Annotated in this window: 30 protein-coding genes; 9 read left to right on the forward strand and 21 right to left on the reverse strand. The window is 41.5% G+C overall.

The window, feature by feature from the left end:
• Positions 1 to 7 precede the first annotated feature (7 nt).
• The 13 genes from accD to LU297_RS01885 all read right to left on the reverse strand — a co-directional run bounded on the left by accD (position 8) and on the right by LU297_RS01885 (position 8,923).
• Positions 8 to 901: an acetyl-CoA carboxylase, carboxyltransferase subunit beta gene (gene accD, locus LU297_RS01830; RefSeq protein ID WP_263076718.1), complete on the reverse strand. Its 894-nt coding sequence runs from the start codon at positions 899 to 901 to the stop codon at positions 8 to 10.
• Positions 902 to 996: 95 nt separating this feature from the next.
• Positions 997 to 1,815, reverse strand: a complete 819-nt coding sequence (gene trpA / locus LU297_RS01835) for a tryptophan synthase subunit alpha (RefSeq protein ID WP_263076719.1) — start codon at positions 1,813 to 1,815, stop codon at positions 997 to 999.
• A 24-nt stretch (positions 1,816 to 1,839) separates the two neighbouring features.
• On the reverse strand, positions 1,840 to 2,586 hold the full coding sequence (locus LU297_RS01840; protein WP_263076720.1) for a HinfI family type II restriction enzyme: 747 nt from the start codon (positions 2,584 to 2,586) through the stop codon (positions 1,840 to 1,842).
• A gap of 10 nt (positions 2,587 to 2,596) precedes the next feature.
• Positions 2,597 to 3,322 (reverse strand): type II restriction enzyme NmeDI-related protein, encoded by a 726-nt coding sequence (locus tag LU297_RS01845; protein WP_263076721.1) that lies wholly within the window; start codon positions 3,320 to 3,322, stop codon positions 2,597 to 2,599.
• A 19-nt stretch (positions 3,323 to 3,341) separates the two neighbouring features.
• Positions 3,342 to 3,527, reverse strand: coding sequence for a DNA methyltransferase (locus LU297_RS10095; RefSeq protein ID WP_432806275.1), 186 nt, complete (start codon positions 3,525 to 3,527; stop codon positions 3,342 to 3,344).
• Between the two features lie 112 nt (positions 3,528 to 3,639).
• Positions 3,640 to 3,933: a hypothetical protein gene (locus LU297_RS01850; RefSeq protein WP_046696257.1), complete on the reverse strand. Its 294-nt coding sequence runs from the start codon at positions 3,931 to 3,933 to the stop codon at positions 3,640 to 3,642.
• Positions 3,933 to 5,135 carry a tryptophan synthase subunit beta gene (gene trpB / locus LU297_RS01855; protein WP_263076722.1) on the reverse strand — a complete coding sequence of 401 codons (1,203 nt, stop codon included), beginning with the start codon at positions 5,133 to 5,135 and terminating at the stop codon, positions 3,933 to 3,935. The genes LU297_RS01850 and trpB overlap by 1 nt, the downstream gene beginning before the upstream one ends.
• A gap of 35 nt (positions 5,136 to 5,170) precedes the next feature.
• Complete coding sequence (locus LU297_RS01860; RefSeq protein WP_263076723.1) at positions 5,171 to 5,374, reverse strand: hypothetical protein; 204 nt, start codon at positions 5,372 to 5,374, stop codon at positions 5,171 to 5,173.
• The gene (locus LU297_RS01865) at positions 5,371 to 5,778 is read right to left on the reverse strand and encodes a PIN domain-containing protein (RefSeq protein WP_263076724.1); all 408 of its coding nucleotides are present in this window, start codon (positions 5,776 to 5,778) and stop codon (positions 5,371 to 5,373) included. The genes LU297_RS01860 and LU297_RS01865 overlap by 4 nt, the downstream gene beginning before the upstream one ends.
• A 26-nt stretch (positions 5,779 to 5,804) precedes the next feature.
• The gene (locus LU297_RS01870; protein ID WP_263076725.1) at positions 5,805 to 6,557 is read right to left on the reverse strand and encodes an SDR family NAD(P)-dependent oxidoreductase; all 753 of its coding nucleotides are present in this window, start codon (positions 6,555 to 6,557) and stop codon (positions 5,805 to 5,807) included.
• Between the two features lie 21 nt (positions 6,558 to 6,578).
• Positions 6,579 to 7,361: a sulfite exporter TauE/SafE family protein gene (locus tag LU297_RS01875; protein ID WP_263076726.1), complete on the reverse strand. Its 783-nt coding sequence runs from the start codon at positions 7,359 to 7,361 to the stop codon at positions 6,579 to 6,581.
• Between the two features lie 255 nt (positions 7,362 to 7,616).
• On the reverse strand, positions 7,617 to 8,279 hold the full coding sequence (locus tag LU297_RS01880; RefSeq protein WP_263077305.1) for a phosphoribosylanthranilate isomerase: 663 nt from the start codon (positions 8,277 to 8,279) through the stop codon (positions 7,617 to 7,619).
• A 14-nt stretch (positions 8,280 to 8,293) separates the two neighbouring features.
• Entirely contained in the window at positions 8,294 to 8,923 is a 630-nt protein-coding gene (locus tag LU297_RS01885; RefSeq protein ID WP_263076727.1) for a DUF4230 domain-containing protein, read from the reverse strand.
• A gap of 161 nt (positions 8,924 to 9,084) precedes the next feature.
• Here LU297_RS01885 and LU297_RS01890 point away from each other — a divergent pair, with 161 nt between their 5' ends.
• Positions 9,085 to 10,806 (forward strand): proline--tRNA ligase, encoded by a 1,722-nt coding sequence (locus tag LU297_RS01890; RefSeq protein ID WP_263076728.1) that lies wholly within the window; start codon positions 9,085 to 9,087, stop codon positions 10,804 to 10,806.
• 58 nt (positions 10,807 to 10,864) lie between these two features.
• Here LU297_RS01890 and LU297_RS01895 read toward each other — a convergent pair whose 3' ends face one another.
• Positions 10,865 to 11,812, reverse strand: coding sequence for an NAD(P)H-dependent flavin oxidoreductase (locus LU297_RS01895; protein WP_263076729.1), 948 nt, complete (start codon positions 11,810 to 11,812; stop codon positions 10,865 to 10,867).
• Positions 11,813 to 11,981: 169 nt separating this feature from the next.
• Here LU297_RS01895 and LU297_RS01900 point away from each other — a divergent pair, with 169 nt between their 5' ends.
• The 4 genes from LU297_RS01900 to LU297_RS01915 are packed head-to-tail and all read left to right on the forward strand — an operon-like array spanning position 11,982 to position 16,784.
• Entirely contained in the window at positions 11,982 to 14,060 is a 2,079-nt protein-coding gene (locus LU297_RS01900) for a RecQ family ATP-dependent DNA helicase (protein WP_263076730.1), read from the forward strand.
• 3 nt (positions 14,061 to 14,063) lie between these two features.
• A complete protein-coding gene (locus LU297_RS01905; protein ID WP_263076731.1) occupies positions 14,064 to 15,302 on the forward strand; it encodes a DNA-processing protein DprA in 1,239 nt (412 codons plus the stop codon).
• Positions 15,303 to 15,316: 14 nt separating this feature from the next.
• A complete protein-coding gene (locus LU297_RS01910) occupies positions 15,317 to 16,207 on the forward strand; it encodes a LysR family transcriptional regulator (RefSeq protein WP_263076732.1) in 891 nt (296 codons plus the stop codon).
• The gene (locus LU297_RS01915; RefSeq protein ID WP_263076733.1) at positions 16,179 to 16,784 is read left to right on the forward strand and encodes a DUF3841 domain-containing protein; all 606 of its coding nucleotides are present in this window, start codon (positions 16,179 to 16,181) and stop codon (positions 16,782 to 16,784) included. The genes LU297_RS01910 and LU297_RS01915 overlap by 29 nt, the downstream gene beginning before the upstream one ends.
• Positions 16,785 to 16,832: 48 nt before the next feature.
• On the opposite strand, the gene LU297_RS01920 is transcribed toward LU297_RS01915, so the two are convergent.
• The 6 genes from LU297_RS01920 to LU297_RS01945 all read right to left on the reverse strand — a co-directional run bounded on the left by LU297_RS01920 (position 16,833) and on the right by LU297_RS01945 (position 21,725).
• Positions 16,833 to 17,846: an NADP-dependent oxidoreductase gene (locus tag LU297_RS01920; RefSeq protein WP_263076734.1), complete on the reverse strand. Its 1,014-nt coding sequence runs from the start codon at positions 17,844 to 17,846 to the stop codon at positions 16,833 to 16,835.
• 148 nt (positions 17,847 to 17,994) lie between these two features.
• Positions 17,995 to 18,426 carry an organic hydroperoxide resistance protein gene (locus LU297_RS01925; RefSeq protein ID WP_263076735.1) on the reverse strand — a complete coding sequence of 144 codons (432 nt, stop codon included), beginning with the start codon at positions 18,424 to 18,426 and terminating at the stop codon, positions 17,995 to 17,997.
• Positions 18,427 to 18,518: 92 nt separating this feature from the next.
• Complete coding sequence (locus LU297_RS01930; RefSeq protein WP_349773718.1) at positions 18,519 to 18,794, reverse strand: ferritin-like domain-containing protein; 276 nt, start codon at positions 18,792 to 18,794, stop codon at positions 18,519 to 18,521.
• 9 nt (positions 18,795 to 18,803) lie between these two features.
• Complete coding sequence (locus LU297_RS01935) at positions 18,804 to 18,968, reverse strand: hypothetical protein (protein WP_263076736.1); 165 nt, start codon at positions 18,966 to 18,968, stop codon at positions 18,804 to 18,806.
• Positions 18,969 to 19,130: 162 nt separating this feature from the next.
• Positions 19,131 to 19,958 (reverse strand): NAD-dependent epimerase/dehydratase family protein, encoded by an 828-nt coding sequence (locus LU297_RS01940; protein ID WP_263076737.1) that lies wholly within the window; start codon positions 19,956 to 19,958, stop codon positions 19,131 to 19,133.
• 9 nt (positions 19,959 to 19,967) lie between these two features.
• Entirely contained in the window at positions 19,968 to 21,725 is a 1,758-nt protein-coding gene (locus tag LU297_RS01945) for an Lnb N-terminal periplasmic domain-containing protein (protein WP_263076738.1), read from the reverse strand.
• A 155-nt stretch (positions 21,726 to 21,880) separates the two neighbouring features.
• On the opposite strand from LU297_RS01945, the gene ampD reads away from it, so the two are divergent.
• From ampD to fdxA, 4 genes are all read left to right on the forward strand, one after another.
• Positions 21,881 to 22,471, forward strand: coding sequence for a 1,6-anhydro-N-acetylmuramyl-L-alanine amidase AmpD (gene ampD / locus LU297_RS01950; protein ID WP_263076739.1), 591 nt, complete (start codon positions 21,881 to 21,883; stop codon positions 22,469 to 22,471).
• Positions 22,472 to 22,575: 104 nt separating this feature from the next.
• Positions 22,576 to 24,123, forward strand: a complete 1,548-nt coding sequence (gene murJ, locus LU297_RS01955; protein WP_263076740.1) for a murein biosynthesis integral membrane protein MurJ — start codon at positions 22,576 to 22,578, stop codon at positions 24,121 to 24,123.
• A gap of 144 nt (positions 24,124 to 24,267) precedes the next feature.
• Positions 24,268 to 24,789: a hypothetical protein gene (locus LU297_RS01960; protein WP_263076741.1), complete on the forward strand. Its 522-nt coding sequence runs from the start codon at positions 24,268 to 24,270 to the stop codon at positions 24,787 to 24,789.
• 272 nt (positions 24,790 to 25,061) lie between these two features.
• Positions 25,062 to 25,385 (forward strand): ferredoxin FdxA, encoded by a 324-nt coding sequence (gene fdxA / locus LU297_RS01965; protein ID WP_263076742.1) that lies wholly within the window; start codon positions 25,062 to 25,064, stop codon positions 25,383 to 25,385.
• Between the two features lie 112 nt (positions 25,386 to 25,497).
• Here the strand turns inward: fdxA and LU297_RS01970 are convergent, their stop codons facing one another.
• Complete coding sequence (locus LU297_RS01970) at positions 25,498 to 27,000, reverse strand: alanine/glycine:cation symporter family protein (RefSeq protein WP_490713783.1); 1,503 nt, start codon at positions 26,998 to 27,000, stop codon at positions 25,498 to 25,500.

Below are 27,000 nucleotides of genomic sequence, written 5' to 3' on the forward strand. Positions count from 1 at the left end.
GTAATGTTTAAGCAGCGTTTGCTTTGGTTAATTTTGCCAAAATACGATGCGTGGTGTCAATCAGCTGATGACGATGCACCACCATATCCACCGTACCTTTTTCTAACAAAAATTCTGCTCGTTGAAATGGCTCATCAAGCACTTCACGCACCGTTTGCTCAATCACTCGCTTACCTGCAAAGCCAATCATCGCACGAGGTTCAGCAATGTGTACATCGCCCAGCATGGCAAGGCTTGCGGTCACACCACCATAGACAGGATTAGTGAGAATTACAACATAAGGCACACCTGCCAAACGAAGTCGTTCAATGGCTGCTGAGGTACGAGCCATCTGCATCAAAGACAGTAAGCCCTCCTGCATTCTAGCACCGCCAGAAGCAGCAAAACACACCAAAGGTTTACGCTCAGCAAGGGCTTTTTCGGCGGCCTGCACAAAACGGTCGCCCACCACCGAACCCATCGAACCGCCCATAAAGCGAAAATCAAAGGCACAAGCGATGATGTCTAAATTTTTCAGCTTACCGCTCATCACCACCAAGCCCTCACTCTCACCCGTCTTTCTTTGGGCTTCCAGCATTCGCTCTGGGTATGGCTTGCTATCAACAAATTGTAGCGGGTTGCCAGCATTGAACTCTTGCCCCAGCTCTTTATCCACGCTATCCAAAAACCACTCCAAGCGTTTGCGAGCAGTCATGGGCAGGTGGTGGTCGCACTCTGGGCAAACATTTTGGTTCAAAATCAATGCCGTATTGGTTGTCATTGCATGACACTCAGGGCATTCGGTTGATGGTTCGGTGGCAACCGCTGATAAGGTTGGCACGGTACTTTGCTTAATGCCTGGCACGCTACGATTTAGCCAAATGGTCGGCTCTGTGCTGGCAATGTCGGCTTGATTTGACATAAAGAATCCTATTTTGTGCAATTTTGCAATTTGACATAGTTTACACTTGTATTATTTATTTGGCAAATAAATTTTATGGCAAGTGTTTACATTTATCATCGCTCATCAATCGCAGCTCGTAGCTCGTCCATTTTTGCCAAGATATTTGCTTTCGCCTGTTCGATTTTTGCCAAATCATCGCCCACATCAGCAAAGTGTCTGACAAGCTCACTCCCCACAATCACCCCATCGGCAAACTTGGCAACCGCCTTTGCACTCTCGCCATCACGAATGCCAAACCCAACACAAATCGGCAAGTCGGTATCCGCCTTAATCGCTTGTACTTGGCGGGCGACTTCGTCAGTGTCCAGTGCCTTTGAGCCTGTAACGCCCTTAACCGACACATAATAAATAAAGCCCGAACCGTGTTTTAGCACCGCTTTTCTACGCTCGCTTTGGGTGGTGGGGGCAAGTAGGAAAATTTGGTTAATCTCTTTATCAGCGAGTTTGGCGGATACACTTTCATCAGTCTCATTGGGCGGTAAATCCACCAACAGTAAGCCGTCCACGCCATTTGCCTCACACAGATTTAAAAAATCATCATAGCCGATAATCTCAACTGGATTAAGATAGCCCATTAAAAGCACTGGCGTGGTGGTGTTCGTCTTACGAAACTGCCCCACCATTTGCACGGCTTGGCGTGTAGAAGTGCCATTTGTCAATGCTCGCTCGCCAGCCAATGAAATGACAGAGCCGTCCGCCATTGGGTCGCTAAATGGCAAGCCAATCTCAATGATGTCCGCTCCGTGTGCCACCAAATCGTGCATCAAATCCACCGTAATAGCAGGATTTGGGTCGCCTGCCATAATGTAGGGGATTAGGGCTTTTTTGTTTTGCTGTTTTAAAGTCGCAAAAGTTTCTTGAATTCGGGTCATTTTAAGCACTCTCCAATCATTAAATCATATTTTTATTGACATAATTTTTCTGTATAGCTCATCAAAGGCTTTAATATTTTCTGGGCTTTCTGAAAGGTTTCGCATATACGAGTCTACATCTTCATACTTGATACTCAAAAACTCATCAAAAAATGCCTTACCACGCCTTATGTTTGTGTTTTCAGGTACATAAATATTGCCTTTCATCTTCTTATTGTTGAAGAAAAATAAAATCGGTTCAATTTTAGCGTTTGGGAACTCACGTACCAAATAGGCGTAAGTTTTGATGAATTTACGGTTAATATCAACAAATTTTCCCGTGTTGTGGTCGTCATTATACTTTACTTCAAGGTAGTAAATAACGCCTGTTTGCTTGTTTTGAAAAAGAATATCAATATCGTGCTTGATTGTTGAAAGATTGGTATCATTATCGTTTGCAATGGCGTATAACAATTTGGGAAATTCTTCATCAAGATTTATGGTGTTGTACTGGCAAGAACTTATGAAATTGTTGATTCTTGTGTCATTTTGGGTAGATAACTGAAAACTATTGCTTTTCTTACTGCTATAATCTTCCAAAATGGTATAACGCCCATCATTCTGGATTAAATTTTTCAAGAAAAAAATAGCAAAACAATCAAGATTGATGTTAAATTTTTTCATTATATCAAAAAAGCCATAATCTTGATTTTTATTTTTCTGAATGTATAATTTTCTTTTATTTAAACAACAGCTTAAAGAAAAATTAAATGCTTTATCTATATCTTGCATAGATTACTCCTTATCCAAATATTAAATTATCTATATCTTTTGTTTTAATTGTACTATCATATAGCATTTGAATTTCATCATAATTGATAAACCTAAACCTTTCTTTATTATTTTTGTGAATTTCCAAATTTATTGTTTTTTCAAATTTTTTTCGATGTTTTTCTGGAGCAATGATAAAAAATTCTGAGCGAAAATTCTGTAACTGCAAGCAACGATTAAAAGCCCCATTTAATGTTCCAATACTATCCACCACTTCAAATATTTTTTGAGGAAATACCAGCCCTTTTTTGTTTAACCAAATAACATCAATTCTTGTTGCCTCCTCCAAAATGTTGTCATATGAAAATTTTGGCAGAGTTTGTAATGATGTTAAATCCTTTAGTTTAAGATTGTCCCGATAAAATGATGAAGGATCAGCTGTGTAAGTATGGTAACCATTGAAATTACCTAACTCAATACATAGACCTTCAATAAAAGAATGCAATCTTATATCTTCTTGAAGTTTAGGCTTTTGCTCCACAATGTAGTCTTGCAAAGCATAAATACCCACACCTATTTTTTTAAACAATTTACGCTCACCAACTTCACGATATAAGACACCTCGAATGCCAGCTTGCCATTGAATGGAACTTTTGATACTGGGATAATACTTTTCAATATTATTGTAGATAATATCAAGTGTTGCAACACCCCCATTATCTTCCATTATCCTGAGAATTGCCTGAATTTTTGTCATAGGTAACTTGCCACAAATTTCACATTAAAAATAAAGAACCAATAACCCAAATTGAACCTGTTGGCCTTAAAACCCTTTTGCATTCTGTTAGCCATTCTTCACAAAAAGAGTCATACTGTTTAAAATCATTAAACTTGTCCCATTCATCTTCTACGCCTGAAAATTTTTCGCCATTAGTGCGTAGTAATTCCCACTCCGTTTGCATAAAATACGGTGGGTCAGCAAAGATTAAATCAATGCTATTACTGGGTATTTTTTTAAATTTTCTATACAATCCCCTTTTAGGATTGTATTAAGAAATTGATTTATATTGTCTTTCATAATTCTTGCTCATCTTTAATGATAAACTTTTTCAAAGTTTCATCAAAATAAATCCGCTCATCAAAAATATCGTATTTTTCCCAGTCAATATATTGATGTTCGGGTTTGGTTCTTAAATCTTGCAAATAAGCCACCTCCGCAAGACAATCATCAATATCCTCTTGCGTTAATGGCTCTTTGGCATAATGAGAAAACCGCCCAAATAAAGTATCATTTTCTACCACTTTTTGAATGGTGTCATTATTATTTGCAATGCCATACAAATCTTCAATGGAATTAAATTTTTCCATTATAATTCAATCCCATCCACTTTCATCACCGTATGCAAATCTTTATCGCCACGCCCTGATAAATTGATGACAATGGATTTGTCCTGCCCCAATGTCTTGGCAAGTTTCAATCCATAAGCCACAGCGTGCGAGCTTTCTAGGGCTGGGATAATGCCCTCCGTCTTGGTCAAAATACGAAACGCCGCCAATGCCTCATCATCGTTAATCACGCCATATTCCACACGCCCCATATCCTTTAAAAAGCTGTGTTCAGGCCCAACCCCAGGGTAGTCAAGCCCCGCAGAAATGCTATGCGTTTCAATAACTTGCCCTTCATCGTCTGCCATCAGATAGGTGCGATTGCCGTGCAGGACACCCACACGCCCTGCATTTAGGGGGGCTGAATGCTTGCCTGTCTCAATCCCATATCCGCCAGCTTCTACGCCATAGAGCTTGACGGTTTCGTCATTTAAAAACTCATAAAACAGCCCCATTGCATTTGAGCCACCGCCCACGCACGCCACACAGGCATCGGGCAATTTGTCTTCAAATTGCAAATGTTGCAGACGAGCCTCACGCCCAATAATCGCCTGAAAATCACGCACAAGTAGCGGATAAGGGTGTGGACCTGCCACCGTGCCGATGACATAATAGGTGCTATCCACATTGGTAACCCAGTCTCGCATCGCTTCGTTCATTGCGTCTTTCAATGTCCGAGAACCGCTCGTAACAGGCACAACAGTCGCCCCAAGTAGTCTCATACGATAGACATTCATCTTTTGGCGTTCCACATCGTCCGCCCCCATATAGACCACGCATTCTAAGCCCAATCTAGCAGCGATGGTTGCCGTTGCCACGCCGTGCTGACCTGCCCCTGTTTCGGCGATAATGCGTTTTTTGCCGACAAGTTTCGCCAAAAGTGCCTGCCCAATGGTATTATTGACCTTATGAGCCCCTGTGTGGTTTAAATCCTCTCGTTTTAGATAAATCTTAGCCCCACCAGTTTCTGCTGTTAAGCGTTTGGCAAAATACAGCGGTGTGGGACGGCCGACATAGTTTATCAAATCGTCATTATATTCTTTCCAAAATTCAGGGTTATTTTTAACGCTTAAATAAATGCGTTCTAATTCTTCAAGTGCCGTCATCAAAGTTTCAGAAACAAATCGTCCGCCGTGAATGCCAAAATGACCTGTGGGGTTTGGGTATTGGGTAAAGTCTGTCATATAAATTGCCTTTTTAATTGAATTTGTTTAAAAACTCATTGATTTTTTTCAAAATAACTTTGTGCCTGAGAACTTAATTCATCTAGCGTTAAATCTTCAAATAATTTTTCTTGCCATTTGGTATAATCAAAACTTTCACGGCGAATTAAAGCAATAAATCGCTCTGCCTGAACTTCACCTAATGCTTTAATTAGGCTTTGCATACCTGTTAGGCGAATTTCACTATCACTAATCATCATTTAATTTCCTGTATAAAATCAATTGGGTTTAATGCAATAATATCATTATTTGCTTGCATTTTATTCAACAATTTATTATCAGTTGATAAAAAGTATTCTGCTTGTGCATTGACAGCACAGGCAATATGCAAAGCATCTTTAATTTTGATATTTTGCTCCATTAAGATTTTGGCATAAGTTTTTATTTCTTGATTTTCACCAATCAAAACAGTGGCTAATTTTTGCCATTTTTCTATGGCAAATCTACGCTCAAAAAATGGGTTTTGGCTATTTTCATAAGCCAAAATATAAGACCAAACCAAATCCAATTCACCATTTTTTATTAACTCTTGAATATGTAATTTGCTTTCGGTTTCTAATCGCACTCTGATATTATCTTGATTGTCAAAAGGGCGATTAAACATACAGTTATCCAAATAGACAAGCATAATTACATATCCTTAACCACCGTCAATCCTGCAAAAGTTTGGGCGACAGGCATGACTTCTAGGCGGTTGATGTTAATATGGGGTGGCAAGTTAATAACATAATGCACCATATCGGCAATGTCTTCGGGGCGAATATAGTCCACCTTTTCATAGGTTTTATTAACTTTTTCATCATCGCCTTTAAAACGGACATTGCTAAATTCTGTACCGCCACAAAGACCGGGTTCTATATTGGTAACTCTGACCTTTTTACCAATCAAATCGGCTCGCAAATTTAAACTAAACTGCTTAACAAATGCCTTTGTCGCCCCATAGACATTCGCCCCAAAATAGGGATAATTCCCTGCCGTTGAGCCAATGTTAATAATTAAGCCATTGTTATTTTTTACCATATAAGGCAAAATCAGATTGGTGATATTCACAAGTCCTAAAATATTGGTATTTATCATTTGTTCCCAATCATTCATATCCGCTTTGTCGGCACTTTCTAACCCCAATGCCAATCCTGCATTATTGATAAGGACATCAATATTGGTCAAAATACCATTATCCAAACCGTCAATGGCGGATTGTGTGGCGGTCAAATCAGAAATATCAAAACATAAGGGAATAAACTTCTCGCCCAATTCTGCTTGAATGTCGCTAAGTTTATCGCCTCGTCTACCTGTGCCAATGACAGTATGATTTTCGCCAATTAAGCGTTTGGCGATTGCCAAACCAAAACCTGATGTTACGCCTGTGATAAGAATGTTCATAAGTTTTACCCCAAAAGTCAATCAAAAAATAAATTTATAAACCAAAGTTGCCATCATAAGACCAACCGTCACAACCAAAACTTTTTTGATGATTGCTCCATCACTTTTAATAGCATGCAAGCTCCCAAAATGATTACCCAACAAATTAGCAATAATCATTGGAATACCAATGGCAAAAGCCATTTTCCCTGCGATTGCAAATGCAACAAATGCTCCGATGTTTGATGAGAAATTAAAAATCTTTGAGGTGGCTGACGCTTGTAATAATGATAAGGAGTTGATTAGATATAAAGCAATAATAAAAATACTACCAGTTCCTGGACCAAAAAATCCATCATAAAATCCAACCAATAAACAAGTGACAAAAACCGCCAAAACAGATTTTTTTATTTCTCCTTGATGGTCTTTTACAATTTTACCCTTAAACAAGGTGGCCATCAATCCGATGGGCAAAAAGGCGAAAATAATATATTCAATCACATGGCTTGGAAACATCAATATGGCTTTTGCACCAATAAAAGCTCCTATCAATGCAGCAACAATCCCAATGGGTACAATCTTCCAGATGATGGATTTTGCCTTGATAAAATTCTTAATGGCTGCCACCGTACCGATGGTACTGACCAGTTTTTCTTGACCAAGTGCCAGCTGAGGAGGTAAGCCCACCAACATAAATACAGGCACCAAAATCAGCCCAGCACCACCAGCAACGGCATCAATATAACCCGCCACAAACGAAGCAATGACCAATAAAAACAAACCAATATAAAAATACTGTGCAATAATACTGCCGTCAATAAACATTGTCTTATATCCATATAGCAAAATTGAGCGAAAATAAATTGTGAAAAAACAGTTTATTATCGCCAACGCCAACGGACAGTATTAAAAGATGAGATATGAAAAAGAATGCCATCATTGCGATGGGCAATAAGAAAGGAACAAGCCGAATAAAGTGCTGCTAACAAAGCGATGACTCCCAGTCTTGTTATGACCATGCAACAGCTGTGCATTTGGTCATTGATTGACACCCATTGTAGGCTGAAACCGACGGTCTTGTCAATGGTTTTTTATACCCTGAATAAATCCTGCCATTTTTTCCTGACATTTCACCCCCTTTTCCTTTTCAATCCCACCACTGACATCAACACCACTAATCTTTGCCATTAACTGTGCATTATTTACAATATCGCCAATATTTTCAGGGGTTAAGCCTCCTGCCAGATAAATGGGCAAAGGCGAATTGTCAGGGATTTTTGCCCAGTCAAAGGAATGCCCTGTCCCACCATAAGCCGTCTCGCTAAAAGTATCCAAAATCACGCCACTTGCCCCATACGCTTGCAATTCATTGATTTTGTTTAAAATATCATTGGCGGTGTCGTCATTTTTGACACGAATTGCCTTGATGTAGCGTTTATTTACTGCCTTTGCTAAGGCTTGGCACTCGCTGGGCGTTTCATCGCCGTGAAATTGGATAATATCAAAATGGACTTCTTTTGCCAAGTCCAAAAGTTCGTCCTGTCCCATATTGACCACAAGGGCGACAATGGTGGTAAAGGCTGGCACAGATTTGACCAGCTCGCCAGCAAGTTGCATCGTTACCGCTCGTGGGCTTTTTGGATAAAACACAAGTCCAATAGCGTTCACGCCCAAATCACAAGCGGTGTTGATGTCGTGGGCGGTGGTTAATCCACAGAATTTAACGGCAAGAGATTGACTCATCATAGATACTCGCTTTATTGGTCTAAAATTGGCATCTGACACACGCCAGCACCCTGCTGATGCACCTCTATCTGTACATCAGACAATGCAAATAAACGCTCAACTTGTTCTGCTGCGTTATCCGCTGCCATCGTCAAAATATTACCTGCACAAGCCTTACTTAGCACCTCTTGCTTGGCATCTTGTTGCACTTTGGTAAATAGTTGATGGTCATGCGACATCATGCCAAACAACCCAGTTTGCCAATCATAGATTTGTATGTCGTCCAAAAATACTTCAAACACCTGTGGCGGTGGTAGCTTGACCATAATTTTGGGCGATGTGCCTGTCTGTTTGGCGTGGTGTACACCGACATCATCGGCAGTGATTTTTGTCAAGTCCACACCCGCCAAGACTCGCCCTTTGATGACAAATAGTCCTTTTTGTTCATCTTGCCACAATTTTTGCCAACTGCCCTGTTTTTGAGCAGTAACAATACTATCCACCGAATACGCCACTGTCTGCAAGCGAGATAATGATTGGATTTGGCTAACGGTTGCAGCTTGGGTGATGGTATTGGTATCATGATTCATTGTTGTCTTATAATAGTACACGCCCAAAACAACAATCGCAATCAACACAAAAAGTTTTAGCAAATTTTTCATCGATGACCTGTTTTATACATCACAATGTCTTTGGCGGTATAAAATACCACAAAAACACAGGTAAATGTGCTAAATTATGAAAAAATTCATTGTACATTATGTCAAATTTACCGTAAGATATGACGATAACTCATTATCTACTCAAATAAAAAAGGTTCGTTATGAAAGCCAGTCAGTTTTTATTTTCAACACTCAAAGAAACGCCAAGCGATGCGGACATCGTATCTAGTCAGTTGATGGTGCGTGCAGGTCTGATTCGCAAACTTGCCTCAGGACTGTATGTGTGGATGCCAATGGGGCTTAGAGTGTTACGCAAGGTCGAAAATATCGTACGAGAAGAGATGGATAAAATCGGCTCACAAGAACTGCTCATGACCGTCACTCAACCTGGCGAACTATGGCACGAATCTGGTCGCTGGGATAATTATGGAGCGGAGCTGCTGCGTTTTAAAGACCGTCATAGCCGTGATTTTGTCCTTGGGCCAACACACGAAGAAGTCATTACCGACATCGCTCGCAACGAACTAAAAAGCTACAAACAGCTGCCTGTAACTTTTTATCAAATCCAAACCAAATTCCGTGATGAGATTCGCCCACGCTTTGGCGTGATGCGTGCCAGAGAATTCACCATGAAAGATGCGTATTCTTTTCATATTGATACAGACTCTTTGGCAGTCACTTATCAAGACATGTATGATGCTTACAGCCGTATTTTTAGCCGTCTTGGACTAAACTTCCGTGCTGTACAAGCGGATACTGGCTCGATTGGCGGTTTTGCCTCACACGAATTTCATGTCTTGGCTGATAGCGGTGAAGATGATATTGCTTTTTCAAGCGATTCAGACTTTGCTGCCAATGTGGAGCTTGCCGAAGCCATCACTACTGGCACTCGCCCTGCCCCGAGTCAAGCTCGCACCAATGTATCAACACCTAATATGCCAACTTGCGAACAAGTAGCACAACATCTAAACATCGACCTAAGCCAGACTGTCAAAACTTTGATTGTCAAAGGGGCTTATAGCGAAGAAACACCAGAAATGCCAAAACTTGTGGCATTGGTACTTCGTGGTGATCATGAGCTAAACGAAATCAAGGCTGAAAAAATTGTAGCCATCGCCAAGCCGTTTACCATGGCAAGTGAAGAAGAAATCAAAGAAGCAGGTTTAATCAAAGGCTACATCAGTGTTGATTTGGATGTGCCTGTCTATGTTGATCGTGCCGCAGCCATCTTAGCAGATTTTGTGTGCGGAGCAAACATTGAAAATGAACACACCACAGGCATGAACTGGGAGCGAGATGCTACCATCACCGAAGTGGTGGATATTCGTAATGTTGTCGATGGCGACCCATCGCCAGATGGTCAGGGTGTTATTTCCATTAAGCGTGGTATCGAAGTTGGGCATATTTTCCAACTTGGCGACAAATACTCTGATGCACTGGGCTGCAAAGTATTGGGTAAAGAAGGCAAGCCTGTGACTTTGATGATGGGTTGCTATGGTATCGGTGTTAGCCGTATCATCGCCGCCGCCATCGAGCAAAATCATGATGACAATGGCATCATCTGGGCAGAACCAGAAAATCCTGCTGACAGTATTGCACCATTTTATGTTGCTATTGTGCCAATGCGTTCCAAAGATGGTCAAGCCGAACAAAAGGCTGATGAACTCTACCAAACCCTAAAAGCACGCAACATCAATGTACTGCTTGACGATAGAGACGAAAGACCAGGTGTTAAATTTGCCGACCTTGAACTGATTGGCGTGCCTCATCGCATCGTGGTATCAGAAAGAAATCTTGCTGAGGGCAAATATGAATATGTCCACCGTGCCACAGGCGAGAAACAAATGCTAAGCCTTAATGAACTACTGGCAAAATTTGCCTAAATCACAAAAGCCCAAGTTGATGACTTGGGCTTTTCTTTGTTTGATTGTATTTTTTGGTTTACCCCATCAACTCATCAATCAATTCTTTCACTGTTTTAATGCGGTCAATCGCTGAAATGCCATTACCCACCGACACATAGCCGTTTTCAAAATCGCCTTCTAACATACCCAAACGCATTCCCGTGCCAGCATTCATCACTTTGGCGATTTCAGAGCGAGTTGCCCCATTTTCACTCATTTCAAAGCATTTTTTGGCAAGTTCGGTTGGCAAGGAGCGGTAATAATACGGCTCGGTGCGGAACAAGAGTAAATCATTGGCGGTTGCATTGACAATCCATTCTTTGACTTTTTGATGGCTACGGCATTCGGTTGTGGCGATAAATGCCGTGCCAATCCACACCCCTTCCGCCCCAAGCGTTAAGGCAGCCTGCACCGCTTTTTTATCGGCAATGCCACCAGCCAGCATTATCGGCAAATCCACTTTACCCACAAATTCTGAAAGCACATTAAAACTGCCCACTTCTTTCATCGGCAAAGTACCGCCCTCATCAAATCCCGTCAGCACCAAAATATCTGCACCGAGTTCTTGGGCTTTTAGTGCGTCCGCCAAATTAGGATTAGGCAAACGGCAGATGATTTTAATGCCCGCCTGTTTGAGTTTGGCGTAAATTTCAGTGTCAAGCCAGCCATTATCCAGTACCACAGGCACACGCTCTTCAATGAATAAATCCACCATTAAGGGAATCAGCGAAAAATCATAAGACAACATAAACGGCACACCAAACGGTTTATCGGTCAAGGCTTTAACCTTGCGGATTTCGTTACGCATACGCTCTAAAACTTCTTCGTTGGAAGTGGGGTTGGTCGTCTGCCCTGCGTGTGGGGCTAAAAAACCAAGCCCACCAGCCTCAGCAACGCTTGCCACCAGATGTGCATCGGTCAGCCAACTCATTGGCGCTTGGACGATGGGGTGTTTGATGTTTAAGATTTGGGTAATGCGGTTCATTGGATTTTCCTGTTTGAATGAAAAGAATTAGGCGTATTTTAACGGTTTTGGATTTGGGAGGGAATGAGTAAAAATGGGAAGGTGGTTTTCGGATTTGGAAATATGTCATTTGAAAAAGCTGTCAAAAAAATCTATAATATCCAAAATCTCAATCAAGGAATAACACATTATGCACTTTAATCCAAGTCGCGCTCTTGAATTATTAAGACAAGGTTCAAGTAATCCAAATGCTAAATTTCGTGATGGACAAGAGGAGGCTATTACTCATCTTGTTACCAGCACACAAAGACTGCTGGTAGTGCAAAAAACAGGCTGGGGTAAAAGTTTTGTTTATTTTATTGCCACACAATTATTACGAGAATCAGGTGCTGGCATTACGCTACTTATCTCGCCATTATTAGCGTTAATGCGTAACCAAATTGCGGCAGCAAAAAGAATGGGCTTAAAGGCGGTAAGTATCAATTCGGAAAATACCGATGATTGGAAGCAAATAGAACAAGAGATTATTTTAGGACAAGTGGATATCGTTCTAATCTCACCTGAACGATTGGCAAATCAGAACTTTATCAATAATGTTTTGAGTCAAATTGCTGGAAATATTGGTTTATTGGTTATTGATGAAGCACACTGTATTTCAGATTGGGGACACGATTTTCGTCCAGATTATCGTTTAATTGAACGAATTATTAAAAATTTACCACCCAATCTGCGTGTTTTGGCAACTACAGCAACCGCCAATCAGCGTGTAATGGATGACCTTATTGCCATTCTAGGACCCAATATTGCGGTTTCAAGAGGAGATTTAAATCGCCCATCATTAACCTTACAAACGATTAAATTGCCCAGCCAAATTGAACGTTTGGCGTGGCTGGCTGAACAACTGTCTCATTTGCAAGGTAGCGGTATTATTTATACTTTAACAGTGAGAGATGCCAATCAAGTTGCTGATTGGCTTAAATTGCAAGGTTTTGATGTGGAAGCCTATACAGGCGAAAGTGGTGATAAAAGGATTGAATTAGAAGATAAACTACTTAATAATCAAGTCAAAGCATTGGTTGCCACAACTGCTTTGGGAATGGGATATGATAAGCCTGATTTGGGATTTGTCATTCATTATCAAATGCCAAATTCTGTTGTTGCTTATTATCAACAAGTTGGACGAGCTGGGCGAGCATTATCGAACGCTTATGGCGTTTTATTGAGCGGTATAGAAGATGATGAAATCAGTGCGTTTTTTATTGACAGTGCTTTCCCAAAACCAAATGAAGTGAATCAAATTTTAAATGCATTAAAACAATCGCCAAATGGATTATCATCAAATGAATTGCAAGACAACATCAATTTAAGTCAAGGCAGAATCAGCAAAGCATTAAAAGTCTTATCATTAGAATCGCCAGCACCTTTGGTTAAGCAAGACACAAAATGGCAATTAACTTCCGCTACATTATCTACTGATTTTTGGCAAAGGGTTAATCGCCTCACAGAATTAAGAAAAAATGAACATCAGCAAATGAAAAATTATGTTGATTTACCATTTGGTCAGCATATGGCATTTTTAGTTAATGCACTTGATGGTGATACACAACAAATTATGCCACCCCAATTACCACCATTACCAACTTTAATTCACCCAACTTTCGTTCAACAAGCCAGTGAATTTTTGCACAGAAGTAATGTGATTATTGAACCAAGAAAGAAATGGGCAACAGGTGGTTCAACACAATTTTCGCAAAAAGGTAATATCAATCCAAATTTTCAAGCAGAGGAAGGACGTGCATTATCCATTTGGGGCGATGCTGGCTGGGGCAAATTGGTCAAACAAGGAAAGTATCAAGATAATCATTTTGCAGATGAATTGGTGAATGCCTGTTGTGAAATGATTGAGCGTTGGCAACCCAATCCAAAACCAACTTGGGTAACTTGCGTGCCGTCTTTGCGACACCCTGATTTGGTGCCTGATTTTGCTAGGCGGTTGGCAATGAAATTGGGGTTGCCATTTATGCCAATTATCCAAAAAATCAAAGAAACTGAGCCACAAAAAATGATGCAAAATAGCCATATGCAAGCCCATAATTTAGATGGCGTATTTCAGTTGAGTGATAATCCATTGTCAGAACCCGTTTTATTGATTGATGATATGGTGGATTCTCGTTGGACTTTAACCATATGTAGCTATCTTTTAAAATTTAATGGTAGTGGTGCAGTCTTTCCACTTGTACTTTCTCAAACCAGCAATCAAGGTGAATAAGAAATGTTTATTTCAGATAATACCAAAGCCATTTTACTTTTAACTGCACCATTATTATTGGGAAAAAGTCAAAATAATATTAAATTATTAAGCAATAAAGAATATCATCAGTTAGCTGTTTATTTAAAAAATCATCATAAACAGCCTGCGGATTTACTGGGTAACGAATTAAGTGATATTTTAGCTGATTATGGAAAATTAGAATATGAGCGAATCCAGCAATTATTACAAAGAGGTTTTTTATTAAGCCAAACTCTTGATTATTGGTATTCTCGCAATATTTGGGTCATCAGTCGTGCAGATAAAACTTACCCAAGTCGTTTAAAAATTCGTTTAGGAGAACAAGCACCACCAATATTATATGGTTGTGGCGATGTTAATTTACTCAATTTTGGCGGGATAGCAATTGTAGGCTCTCGCAATATTGACGATGAATTGATTGCTTATACACAAAATATTGCTCATCTAGCTGCACAATCTGGCAAAATGGTCGTTTCTGGTGGAGCAAAAGGAGTAGATTTAGCAGCAATACAAGAGGCTTTACAGGTTGGTGGGGTTGTTTGTGGTGTGTTGGCAGATAGTTTGGAGAAAATGGCTTTGAATGCAGTAAATCGCTCTGCATTACAAGAAAATCGTTTAGTGCTTATTTCTGCGTGCGACCCCAAATCTCGTTTTATGGTTGGCAATGCAATGCAACGCAATAAATATATTTATGCACTTTCGGACATTGGCTTGGTTGTTAATTCTGATTTAAATAAAGGGGGAACTTGGGCTGGTGCTGTTGAGCAATTAGACAAATACAAGCACATTCCGATTTATGTCCGTTCAACTGGTACTGAAAATGCAGGATTAAATGCCTTGGTAAATAAAGGAGCATTATGGTGGGATAATCCAAGAGATACACAATCATTTTTAGATATTTTTAACGGCAAATTTGTATCAAATATGAATACACCAAAACCACAAACAAATTCATCCCCTAATGATAAATCAATTACACATCCGAATCTTGATTTATCTCCAGAAAAAGAGTTATTTTTATTGGTTAAAAAACTGATTGAGCAAAATTTGCAAGAACCTAAAAAAGAAAAAGAGCTGGCTGAATTATTGGCAGTTTCCAGTTCTCAAATCCGAATATGGCTTGAACGCTTAATTAAAGAAGATGTGGTTGTTAAACAAAATAAGCCTATACGATATGCCCTGCGTTCAAAATCTGAGAATTTGGAATTATTTCCTTCTTAATGGGAAAAACAAAAATGAACCTCAACACCCTCCGTCTTTTCGTTGCCGTTATCCAGCACGGCAGTTTGTCCAAAGCCTCCGAACGACTCAATGTGCCGATTGCGACCATTAGCCGTCAAATTGCCGATTTGGAAAAAGAGCTTAATATTCAACTCTTTGACCGCCAAAAATCAGGCGTTAAACCCACAATGGCAGGGCAACGCCTGTATGAACAGGTGCATTTGTCCATTGAACAGCTTGCCAATGCCAAAGAAGTACTCTTTGAAGAGCAAGGCAATTTAAAGGGTAAATTACGCCTGTCGGCAAGCCCTGCCTGCGAGCCTGTTTTGGCGTGGATAGCTGATTTTCAGGCAGCCTACCCACAGGTACAGGTGCATTGCACGCTGACCGACCGTCTTTTGGATTTGTCGGCAGACGGCATTGATGTGGCGTTTCGGATTGGGCAGTTACACGGCGAACAATTTATCGCCAAAAAAGTGGGGCAAATCGGCAGCAAATGGGTGGCACACCCTGATTTATTGACACGATTGGGTACACCCAACACCATCAAGGATTTGAAAAATTTCCCCATTGCCGCTTGGGCAAAAAATGAAGCAAGCGTCATCACGCTAGGGGTTGGCAGACAAGCGGTGGAAATTCCCTATCTTTTTGCCAGCAATGACAGCTATGCCATTGAATATATGGCAAAACAGGGCAAAGCAGTGGCTCTGCTTGCCGACAGCACGGTGGATAGACTCGTGGCAGAAAATGGCTTGGTGGAGGTCTTAGGCGAGACAGAAAACCCCAAATTTGATTTGACGATGATTTATGCCGCCCATCGTTATCCGTCTAGCATTGTACGGGCGTTTGTGGGGTTTGTGCTTGATAGGGTAAATAATGAGACTTTGGACGATTCAGCCATTTGACTGGTATGAAACACTGATGAGTGATGGCGTGATTTATGCCAAAGGTGAGCTGATTGATTGGTTAAATGAAGACAATTTTAAAACTGCCTATCATTGGCTGATGGGGCAAATGACACATAAGATCGGCAAACCGCCAATGCCTGATGTTTATCCGATTTGGGCGTGGTATCAATGGCAAAACGCCAAGAAGAACAAGCCTGATTTAAGATTTGGTGGCATTGGCATCAAAGGTCAAAAAAGCGTTTTATTGGAAATTGAAAAAAGCGATGATGAAGTCTTATTAAGCGATTTTGATTTATGGCATTGTGTATTAAATGAATGGCATATTGCCGATAACGAACAAGAAAGCGATTGGTTTGATGATTGTCTAAGGCAAGCGGGGATTGATTTTTGCGATAAACATCTTTATCCGCCCAATATTCGCCAGATTATGCAAAACAGCTGGCAAAAAATCTTTGATATGGATTATTGTGCAGAATACAGCACCAATTCATTTTCACAAAAAAGCATTCAAGCGACTTTTTGGCAATTGTCCATTGATGAGATTAAAAGCGTGCGGACTTTTATCGCCAAATAAAACACCGCTTAAACCTAACGCCAAACGGTGTTTTTGCCACACCCAAAATTAGCCCATCTCAATCACAATCTTACCCTTTGCTCGTCCGCTTTCGCTGTATTCTAAGGCTTTTTGGGTATCATCAAAGGCAAAAACTTGGTCAATGATTGGGCGTAATTTACCCGCTTCTGCCCAAGTTTTGATGATATTTAACTGCTTGCTAGACGGTTTCATAAACAAAAATTCATAACTTGTCCCATAATTTTGGGCGGTTTTGTGGATTTTGGCACTGATTAAGCCCATTATCAATTGTTTGACCCAAGAAAGCCCCATTTCTTTGGCAAAATCTTTGGTTGGTATTCCTGCCACACTGATGACTTTTCCGCCTTGTTTTAAAATTTTAAAGGATTTTAACAAAGTTTCACCACCCACCGTATCTAGCACAAAATCAAAATTCTTTAATTTTTGTTCAAAATTTTCTTGTTTATAATCAATCACTTCATCAGCACCCAGTGATTTGACAATGCCTAAGCCCTTACCACTGGCGGTGGTGGCAACATACAAGCCCAAAATTTTGGCAATCTGTATGGAAACACTGCCCAAGCCCCCTGCCCCTGCGTGAATGAGAACTTTATCGCCTGATTTGATGCCCATTTTGTCAAAGGCTTGAATGGCAGTCAAAGCGACAAGCGGTAGGCTTGCCGATTGGTTAAAGTCTAAATTGGCAGGTTTTTTGGCAAGATTGTGTTGATTGATGGCGATAAACTGTGCAAAACTGCCAATCCGCAAAGTATCCGTACGGACAAACACTTCATCGCCAATGGCAAAATTTTTAACATTTTTGCCAACTGCTACCACCACACCAGCAAAATCATTGCCTAAAATCAGGGGCAGAGAAAAAGGCAAAACCAGCTTTAAATCGCCATTTCTAATTTTAAAATCAAGCGGATTGACGCTGGCACTGACTACCTTGACCAAAACATCATCATCGCCAATTTTTGGGGCGGGAATACTGGTTTTTTGTACAGGGTATTTGCCATATTTTTGGACGGTCATTGCAGTCATTTGGGTGGGCTTAGCCATTGATATTCTCATAGGTTTAAAAATTTAAACATATTATAATGGGGAAGATGAGATGGGTCAAGACTTACTTATCATCATGACTACCCATCACTCAACAAAAAACACCGCTTTACTAAACGGTGTTTTTACTTTTAATCATTTAAAAAAATCACAAATCAAAAGTCTCAACCACATTGACATGCAAACGCACCTCAACATTGCCACGAGTGGCATTAGAATATGGGCAGACTTCGTGAGCTTTTGTAATCAGCTTTTTGGCATCATCAACGCTAATGCCCTCAACGGTAATGGTGATGTCCAAATCTAGGCTAAACGCACCGTCCGCCTTTTGACCGATACCGACCGCAACGGTGGTGGATGATTTTTTGGGTTTGATGTTTAGGCTTGGGGCAACATGGTTCATCGCACTGTCAAAACAGGCGGCATAGCCCATTGCAAATAGTTGTTCAGGGTTGGTGCCAACTTTACCGCTTTCATTTTGAAAACCAACCAAATCAAAGCCGATAGAGCCGTCATCAACTTGGGTGCGACCGTCTCGTCCGCCTGTGGCGGTGGCTGAGGTGTGATAAAAAATTTTCATAACATATTCCTTACAAAGGTTTGGTTAAATTGATAAATTTATTATAGCCTAAAATTAAATTGTGTGCAATGATTTTTTGATAAAATTTTTGCTTACATTCTTTTTGACAAATAAAGCGGTTCGCCCAATTTTTCCAGTAAAGACAACTCTTGTTCTAGCCGAGCCAAATATTCTTCTTCGTCCGCCAAAATCTCTTCAATCAAGTTGCGAGTGGTGGCATCGCCTAGCTCATCTACTTCTTTGATGAGCTTATTTAGACCTGTGCGAGCGTCTTTTTGTAGTTCATAATCGTTTTGCAAGGCTTCACGCAAATTCTTGCCGATGTTGGGCTGGCTAACCGTAAAGTTAATCACACCGCCCAAGTCCAAAAGACGATTTTACAGATTTTCAATGGTTTCTGGCTCATCAGCGATTTTGTCGGTCATTTCGCTTGCAAGTAGGTTTGCTCCTTCACTTTGGATAACCGCAATGTGGCTTTTGTGCTGAATGAGGACTTTCCAATAAACAGAAAGCAAGTTGATGATAGTATGGATTTGGTTCATTTCTAAGTCTCCTATTTGGGAATGATGTTATTATAGTTTAAAATTAAATTGTACACAATAGTTTTTTGTAAAATATATCTGGAAAGATGGTTTTTAAAAATAAAAACATCAATTTTTTCAATCAATGCTTGTCATCAGTTCATGTTTTTATCATCAAATCATCTACTTCATTATCTTTGAGACAATCCACGCATAGCCCGCCTGATGCGTTGGGAAATCTAGCCAATCTGGATTGATGTTGCTGATGATTCTTTTGCCTGATGGCAAACTTTCAATGACATTTGGCTTAGGATAATGCAATAAATCCGCCAAATACCGCATCACAACAGATGCCTCCACAGGGTCAAAATCCGTCGCCAGATACAATGATTTTGGGGTATTTTGTGTCAAAATGCACGCCAAAACCTGTATCAAATCAGTGTCCATGATGCGATTGGTGTATTGATGACTTGGCACGCCATCTTGATGAGCAGTGGCAGCCTGTCTAAGCATTCTAAGGCGAGTCTTACCATAAATGCCTGATGCTCGCACAATGACCGCTTTATCGCCAAAGCCATCTTTTAGCACCTCTTCGGCATCAAGCAATACTTGGGCGGTGGCACTGCTGGCAATCGCTGGGGTATGCTCATCAATCATCTCTCCTTGATTTTCGCCATAAACTGCCGTCGATGATAAAAACAGCACCTGCTGCAACCGATTGATGAGAGTTGGATTATCCTTTGCCAACATCGCCAATCGCTGACAGATTGCCAAATAGCTCTCTTGATAACCTGCCACGCTTCGTTCGCTGGGCGTGATGATGATGGCAATGTGCGTCACCATAGCCAAATCATCAATGTTTAGCTGACGAGCATCTTTTTGTAAAAACTGCACACGCTGCTGATAGAATTTTGGCGAACGAGCCACACCAATGACCTTATGACTGACCGCCAATTTTTCTGCCAATGGCTGACCGATTGCCCCTTGCCCGATAATCATCATCGTATTCATGTGCTACTCCTAAAAATACCGTTGTAAAGAAATGACGCTTTGGTGCTGATAATCACGATTGACTTTTTCTAGCTTGGTACTCCATCGTATCGCATGGCGATTGGATAAATCATATTGCAAACCAGCATAAATGCTAGGCTGTATATAATACGTTCGTTGATACTGCGTGGTGTCGTGATGATAATACCATGGAACTGACAGCTCAATTTGCCCACGCAATTTGTCATTGGCATGATGAATACAGCCAATACTGCCGTCCACACCCACACGATAGCCTTGATTAAGCCGACCCAGTTGCACTCTACCTCCGCCCAGTACATAGCAAATCGTGTCAGCAATCTGACCCGTACCACGCTCTGCATGTCCTATTGCCCATGATTTACCACGCTGCATGCCTGCCGCCAGCACCAAATGACGAGGGTTGTCAGGGCTTGATGCGTCAGTCTCTCTTAAAACCCCAAGTGACATACCGCTGGCATAGGCAGCTTGACCATTTTGGGCGTTATTTTTGGCGGTATTGACTGGATTTAGGCTACGGCTGGCAAAAAGTGTTGCTTCGTTGAGCATCAGTTTTTCATCGTCCGCATGAGCCTTGATGGATAATAATTGTACATCATGAAACTGCCTGACGCCCTTAGGATTATCCAGCACATCTTGATAAGCGGCATTGATGGATAATTCGGCAATCGTTTGCTTATCAAGCTGACCCACACCAAGCCCAACACGATGCACGCTGGTGGCGGTTGCTGGATTGTTGCGACTTGGCGTGATATAAGCTGGCTGCTTGTGAGCATGATTGAGTTTGGCTTGGCGAACGGTAGCATTTGATGGCAAGAACTGCTCACTTTGCACCAATCCTTGTTCGCTTAGCACTTTGGCAATCTGAGAGGGAATGACGATTTTGCCTACTTTTTTTGCCAACTGCTCAGTGGGACGCACCACATCAATGAGCCGTACAATCTCAGTAGCACAATTATCATGGGTAAAAAAATACGGTCTTTGCATGTCTTTGACCTCCCAAATGTGCCTGATGATTTGGCGGACTTCTTGGGGGTTGAGATTTAGACGATATTGCCATAAGTCTCGGTTATCCACAACCAAATAATCATCTCGTTTTTTGGTAAAAGGCAGAATCTCCATCACGCCTGCATATCGACCAAAGATTGATTTGACCGCCGCCACAGCCGCCTTATCATCAGGATTGCCCAAGACCGTATAATTGATGGCGGTTGCCAGATTTTCATCACGACTTTGGGTATCGGCACGAATGAGTACATGAGCAAACGCTGACGCCAGATTATTGGCATGCTCCTCAGCAAACACCAATGACAAGCTATCAGCATTCATCTGCTTTTCCCAAGCACTAAAATCAGCACATTGCTGCTCATCAAAATCAATCTTTTGACCATGCTGTGCCAGCCATTCTTGTAACAACGCCGTGCGAGCAACAAAACGACACATCGCATCAGTATCGTGTTTTTCGATTGCCGTCAGCATTGCCATCAATTCATCTTGGGGATTGTAATGCCCTGATTTTGACAAAAAGAACTTAGGATTGATAAGTTTGCTGGGCGTATTCTGTTGTGCTTTATCAGTAAAAAATAGCAGTCGCCGCCAAGCAGTCTGATTGGCAAACGCCTCAACCGTCTCAACTGACAAACCAAACGGCAAGACATCAACCTGCTCATTCATGGTATTTGCCAGCACATCTTTGGGGGTCAGTAGCATTAGGGTCATCAATACTGATGAGAGAAATTTTTTGGTCATCTTATACAAATTTAAGTACACTATTACCCCATTGTAGCACAAAATTCATCACAAAATAGCCGTCATCTTTTGGCAAATCATGCTACAATATTTGGTAAAAGGCAAAACAAGCCACCACTTCAACCAAAAAACCAAATACCAATCCGACACGATTTATGAATCCATCTGTTTTTATCCATGATGGCGTACTAAACATCGCCGAACAAATCCCATCGCCCAACTTCAACGCTCGCCCTGAGGGTAAAAATGGCACGATTAGTGGCATTGTTATCCACAACATCAGCCTACCGCCTGCCCAATTTTCCCAAAAAAATAAAGATGGCATTCATCATGTCAAAGCCTTTTTTCAAAATCAGCTCAACCCAGATGACCACCCTTATTTTCAAACCATCGCCACCATGCAGGTCTCAGCCCATTTGTTCATCGAGCGAGATGGTGTGGTTACTCAATTTGTCAATTTTAACAATCGGGCTTGGCACGCTGGGACATCTACTTTCTTGGGACGCAAAAATTGCAATGATTTTACCATTGGTATCGAGCTAGAAGGAAGTGACGATACGCTATACACCGAAATTCAATACCAAACACTTGCCCAAATCATTGTCGCCATTCATCGTGCCTATCCTGCCACAAGACGACAGCTGATGGGACATAGCGACATTGCCCCAACACGAAAAACCGACCCTGGCAAACATTTTGATTGGCAAAAAATCCGCCAACTGGTGCAAGATTTACTCAACCAATAAACCACCCAATGGATTTTGTTGTCATAATTTGGTAACAAATTTTTGGGCAATTATCCATAAAACCAAGTACAATATCTCTTTTTTGATTTAAGATTTAAATTATTATGGCAAAATCTCGGCTTTTTCGTTCCACCATGACCGTCAGCTCAATGACCATGCTCTCTCGTATTTTAGGATTGGTGCGAGACATGGTGCAGATGAGTGTCTTTGGTGCTGGCACTTTGATGGACGCTTTTGTGGTCGCTTTTAAAATTCCTAATTTTTTACGCCGTTTATTTGCCGAAGGAGCATTTAGCCAAGCCTTTGTTCCCATCTTAACCGAATATAAAGAAAAAAAGACTTTCAACGAAGTTCAACTGCTCATCAGTCAGGTGTCAGGTGTATTATCGTTGGCATTGCTGGCTTTGACAGTAGTGGTCATCGCCATTGCCCCTTGGGTGATGCGTCTATTTTCCCCTGGGTTTATGAATGACCCTGCCCAATTTGCCGCCGCTACTGACTTACTTCGCATCACTTTTCCATATTTATTTTTTATTTCGATGACGGCATTTTTTGGTAGCATTTTGCAAAGTTATGGACGCTTTGCCGCTCCTGCCTTTGCACCAGTTTTGCTCAATGTCTGTATGATTGTGGCGTCATTGGTGATTGCACCGCTGCTGGATAAGCCAATCATGGCGTTGGGCTATGCGGTGGCGGTGGCAGGTCTATTACAGCTACTCATCCAACTGCCCCAACTTTGGCAACAAAAGCTCTTGGTTGCACCAAAATTCGACTTTCACCACGAGGGTGTTCGCCGTATTCTAGCCATGATGTTGCCTGCGATTTTTGGTGTGTCGGTCACTCAGCTAAATCTATTGCTTAGCACGATTTTTGCCTCTTTTATGGTCAAAGGCTCTATGTCGTGGATGTACTCTGCTGAACGCCTTAGCGAACTGCCCTTAGGGTTGATTGGCGTGGCGATTGGCACGGTGATTTTGCCCAGCTTATCGTCTAGTCGTGCCAAATCCGATGATGAAACCTTCAAAAAAACCATGGACTGGGCGGCTCGTCTGATTATTTTGGTGGGATTGCCAGCCAGTCTTGCCATGTTTGCGTTGTCTGATGTGTTGATGGACGCTTTATTTGTGCGTGGCAAATTTAGCCATCAAGATGCCTTGATGAGCGGTCTTGCCCTAAAATCTTTATCTGGGGGAATCTTGGGTTTCATGCTCATCAAGATTTTTGCCCCTGCATTCTTTGCCAATCAAGACACCAAAACCCCTGTCAAAGTCGGCATCATCTCTGTTGTTTGCAACATGATTTTTAGCGTGGTATTTGTTGGTATATTCTATCTTGCCAAGCTCCCTTTACACGGTGGTCTGGCTTTGGCAACCACGATGGCAAGTTTTGTCAATGCTGGTCTGCTCTACTATATTCTGCAAAAGCGAGCGATTTTTAGCTTTGGCAGTCATTGGAAAAAAATGTTCGCCCAATTCATCATTGCCAGCACAGCGATGATGATTGCTCTATATATTGCCATACCTTACTATCCTCTTGATGGTAGTCTTTGGCTAAAAATTGCCATCTTGCTGGGCATTTGTATTCTAGGAGCGTCCATCTACGGTTTGGCACTGCTGGCGACAGGATTTCGTCCAAGACAGCTTCGCCACTAAGCAACACTGGCATCATCGCTCTACATAAAGCATACAAAACATTGGGGTGTCATGCTTGCAATTTTTGCAAAATTCCCCCAATATGCTATAAAGTATCCAGATAAATTTAATGATTGATGAAAAAGTGAAATAGGAGTTTTAATCATGAACATCAACAAACCAGTTGTAAATCACATTGACCCAACACTAAATCTAGAACAAATTCGCCACGAATGCCAAAACCTTGCCAAACAACGAGCCAAAATCTCGGCAGGTGCTGCGGTTATTCCCGTGCCATTTTTAGATGTGGCGGTTGATGTTGTGATGCTGTCTAAACTATTACCACAGATTACCCAGCGATTTGGTTTGTCTGATGAGCAAACCGAAAGCCAACGAGAAGAAAACATCAAAGAACGCATTATTGCGATGGGTAGCCTTGTGGTAACTCGTGGTGTCGTCAATAAAACCATTCAAGGCTTTGGCGGTCGTTTCATTGGTAAGCAAGTCTCAAAATACATTCCGATGGGTGGCTCTATGGTGGCAGCAACTTTGGGTTATATGATTTTTAAGAAAATCGCTTTTGACCACATTGACGAGTGCTACAACATCGCCAAAGAAGCCCAAAAGAACGCCTTGCATCAAGCGGTACAAGAGTCATTTGGTCGAGAACCAAACTCAACGCTATGATTGTTTAGCCAGTTAGTTATCCCTACAAGCTAACCCCTCATCACTGATGATGTCTGATAAATAATTATCACTATCAGTTATGAGGGATTTTTTATATTTTGGCACACATTTTTTCTATTTTGGCATAATAAAATGATGGGTTTTGTTTGAGAAAATTTGTCAAACAAGCTAAAATATAGACACTTTTGGCAAAGCGATGATGCGTTGCCCAAAAAAATAAGCCCAAGCGTTTTATCACTATTATAAACCAGCCATTTAGCCAAGGTATTATCATGACTTTTGTTGTAACCGACAACTGCATTTTATGCAAATACACCGACTGTGTCGAAGTCTGCCCAGTAGATTGCTTCTACGAAGGCCCAAATTTTTTGGTCATCAATCCTGACGAGTGCATCGACTGTGCGTTATGCGAACCTGAATGTCCTGCTAATGCTATTTTTAGCGAAGATGAGATTCCAGCAGGTCAAGAAGAATTCATCAAAATCAATGAAGAATTGTCACAAACTTGGGCAAACATCACCGAGAAAAAAGACGCCATGCCAGACCACGCAAAATGGGACGGTGTTAGCGGTAAAATCCAGTATCTGGAACGCTAATCTGATGATGATTTTAAGCATCAAAACACTGGTTTTGGTGCTTTTTTTATGAACAATACATCAAAAAAAACGGTCATCAAAAATTGACGACCGTTTTTTGGGTTAAGAATGATTACCAAACATCTGAACGCACTTTTTGTTTCATTTTTGGATAATTATCAATCTTAAATTCAGGCTTGGCAATGCCTGCTTTTAGCTGACTTTGATAATCTTTGACCAAAGTAAACGCATAGCCTGACATCAGCAAGATGGCAAATAAGTTAATAAACGCCATTGTCGCCATCGTCAAATCGCCCATGTTCCACACCACATCAACTTTGGCAATCGCCCCAAAATAGACGAACGCCAGCACAATCATTCTAAAAATGGTCAAAAGAGCTGTATTTTCTTTTAAAAATTGAATGTTTGATTCGGCATAGGCGTAGTTGCCAATGATGGTTGAGAAAGCAAACATGAACAGCACCACCGCCAAGAAATACTGACCCCACTGTCCCACATGGCTGGCAAGTGCCGCTTGGGTTAGCTGAATGCCTGATAGATTGGCGGCATTTTCTGGCAGTTGAGCCAGCAGAATGATAAACGCAGTGAATGAACAAACGATGATGGTATCCACAAATACCCCAAGCATCTGAATCAAACCTTGTTCAACTGGGTGCTTGACATTGGCAGCAGCAGCGGCATTCGGTGCTGAGCCTTGACCTGCTTCGTTTGAATACAGACCACGCTTGATGCCCTGCATCATCGCTATTGATACCATCGAACCAAACAGACCACCGCCTGCCGCTTCAAAAGTGAATGCTTTTTGGAAAATTAGAGCAAGCACCGCAGGCACTTGGGCAATATTCATCACAATGATGACACCTGCAACCACTAGATAAATCAGTGCCATCACAGGTACAATCACCTCAGCAATCTTTGCCACACGGCGAATGCCACCAAAGATAATCGGAGCAGTTAGCACCACCAAAATCGCCCCAACCACATGCTTATAAATAATCCAATCTTCATGACAAGCATCGCCATCAATGGTACAGCCAACAGCCGACTGCACCGCTTGCGTGATGGTGTTCGCCTGAATCGATTGATACACAAAGCCAAAGCACACAATCAATGACAAAGCAAAAAGCAGACCCAGCCATTTTTGTCCCAGACCCTGCTCGATATAATAAGCAGGACCACCACGAAACTGTCCTGTTTGAGTATCTTTAACCTTGAACAACTGTGCCAGAGTGGACTCAACCAATGCTGATGACATACCAATCAACGCAATCAGCCACATCCAAAATACCGCACCAGCACCACCGACACCAATGGCAATCGCGACACCTGCGACATTACCCACACCAACACGACTAGCCAAGCCAGTCACGAATGCCTGAAAGCCAGAAATGCCCTCGCTACTGTCTTGATTTTTACGGCTACCCAGCATTGTCTTGACGCTATGCCCAAATAGGCGAAATTGAACCAAGCCAGATGCCAAAGTAAAAAACAGTCCAGCACCAATCAGCACCCAAATCAAAATATCCCACATTGGGGCGTTAAATGCGTCCACCGCACAGCTTAACGCTTGCTCAAAGTCAGGCTTAGCAACGCAACTTAATGGATTTTCATACAT

The sequence above is a fragment of the Moraxella nasicaprae genome (genome assembly GCF_025643275.1).
Lineage (GTDB): Bacteria > Pseudomonadota > Gammaproteobacteria > Pseudomonadales > Moraxellaceae > Moraxella > Moraxella nasicaprae.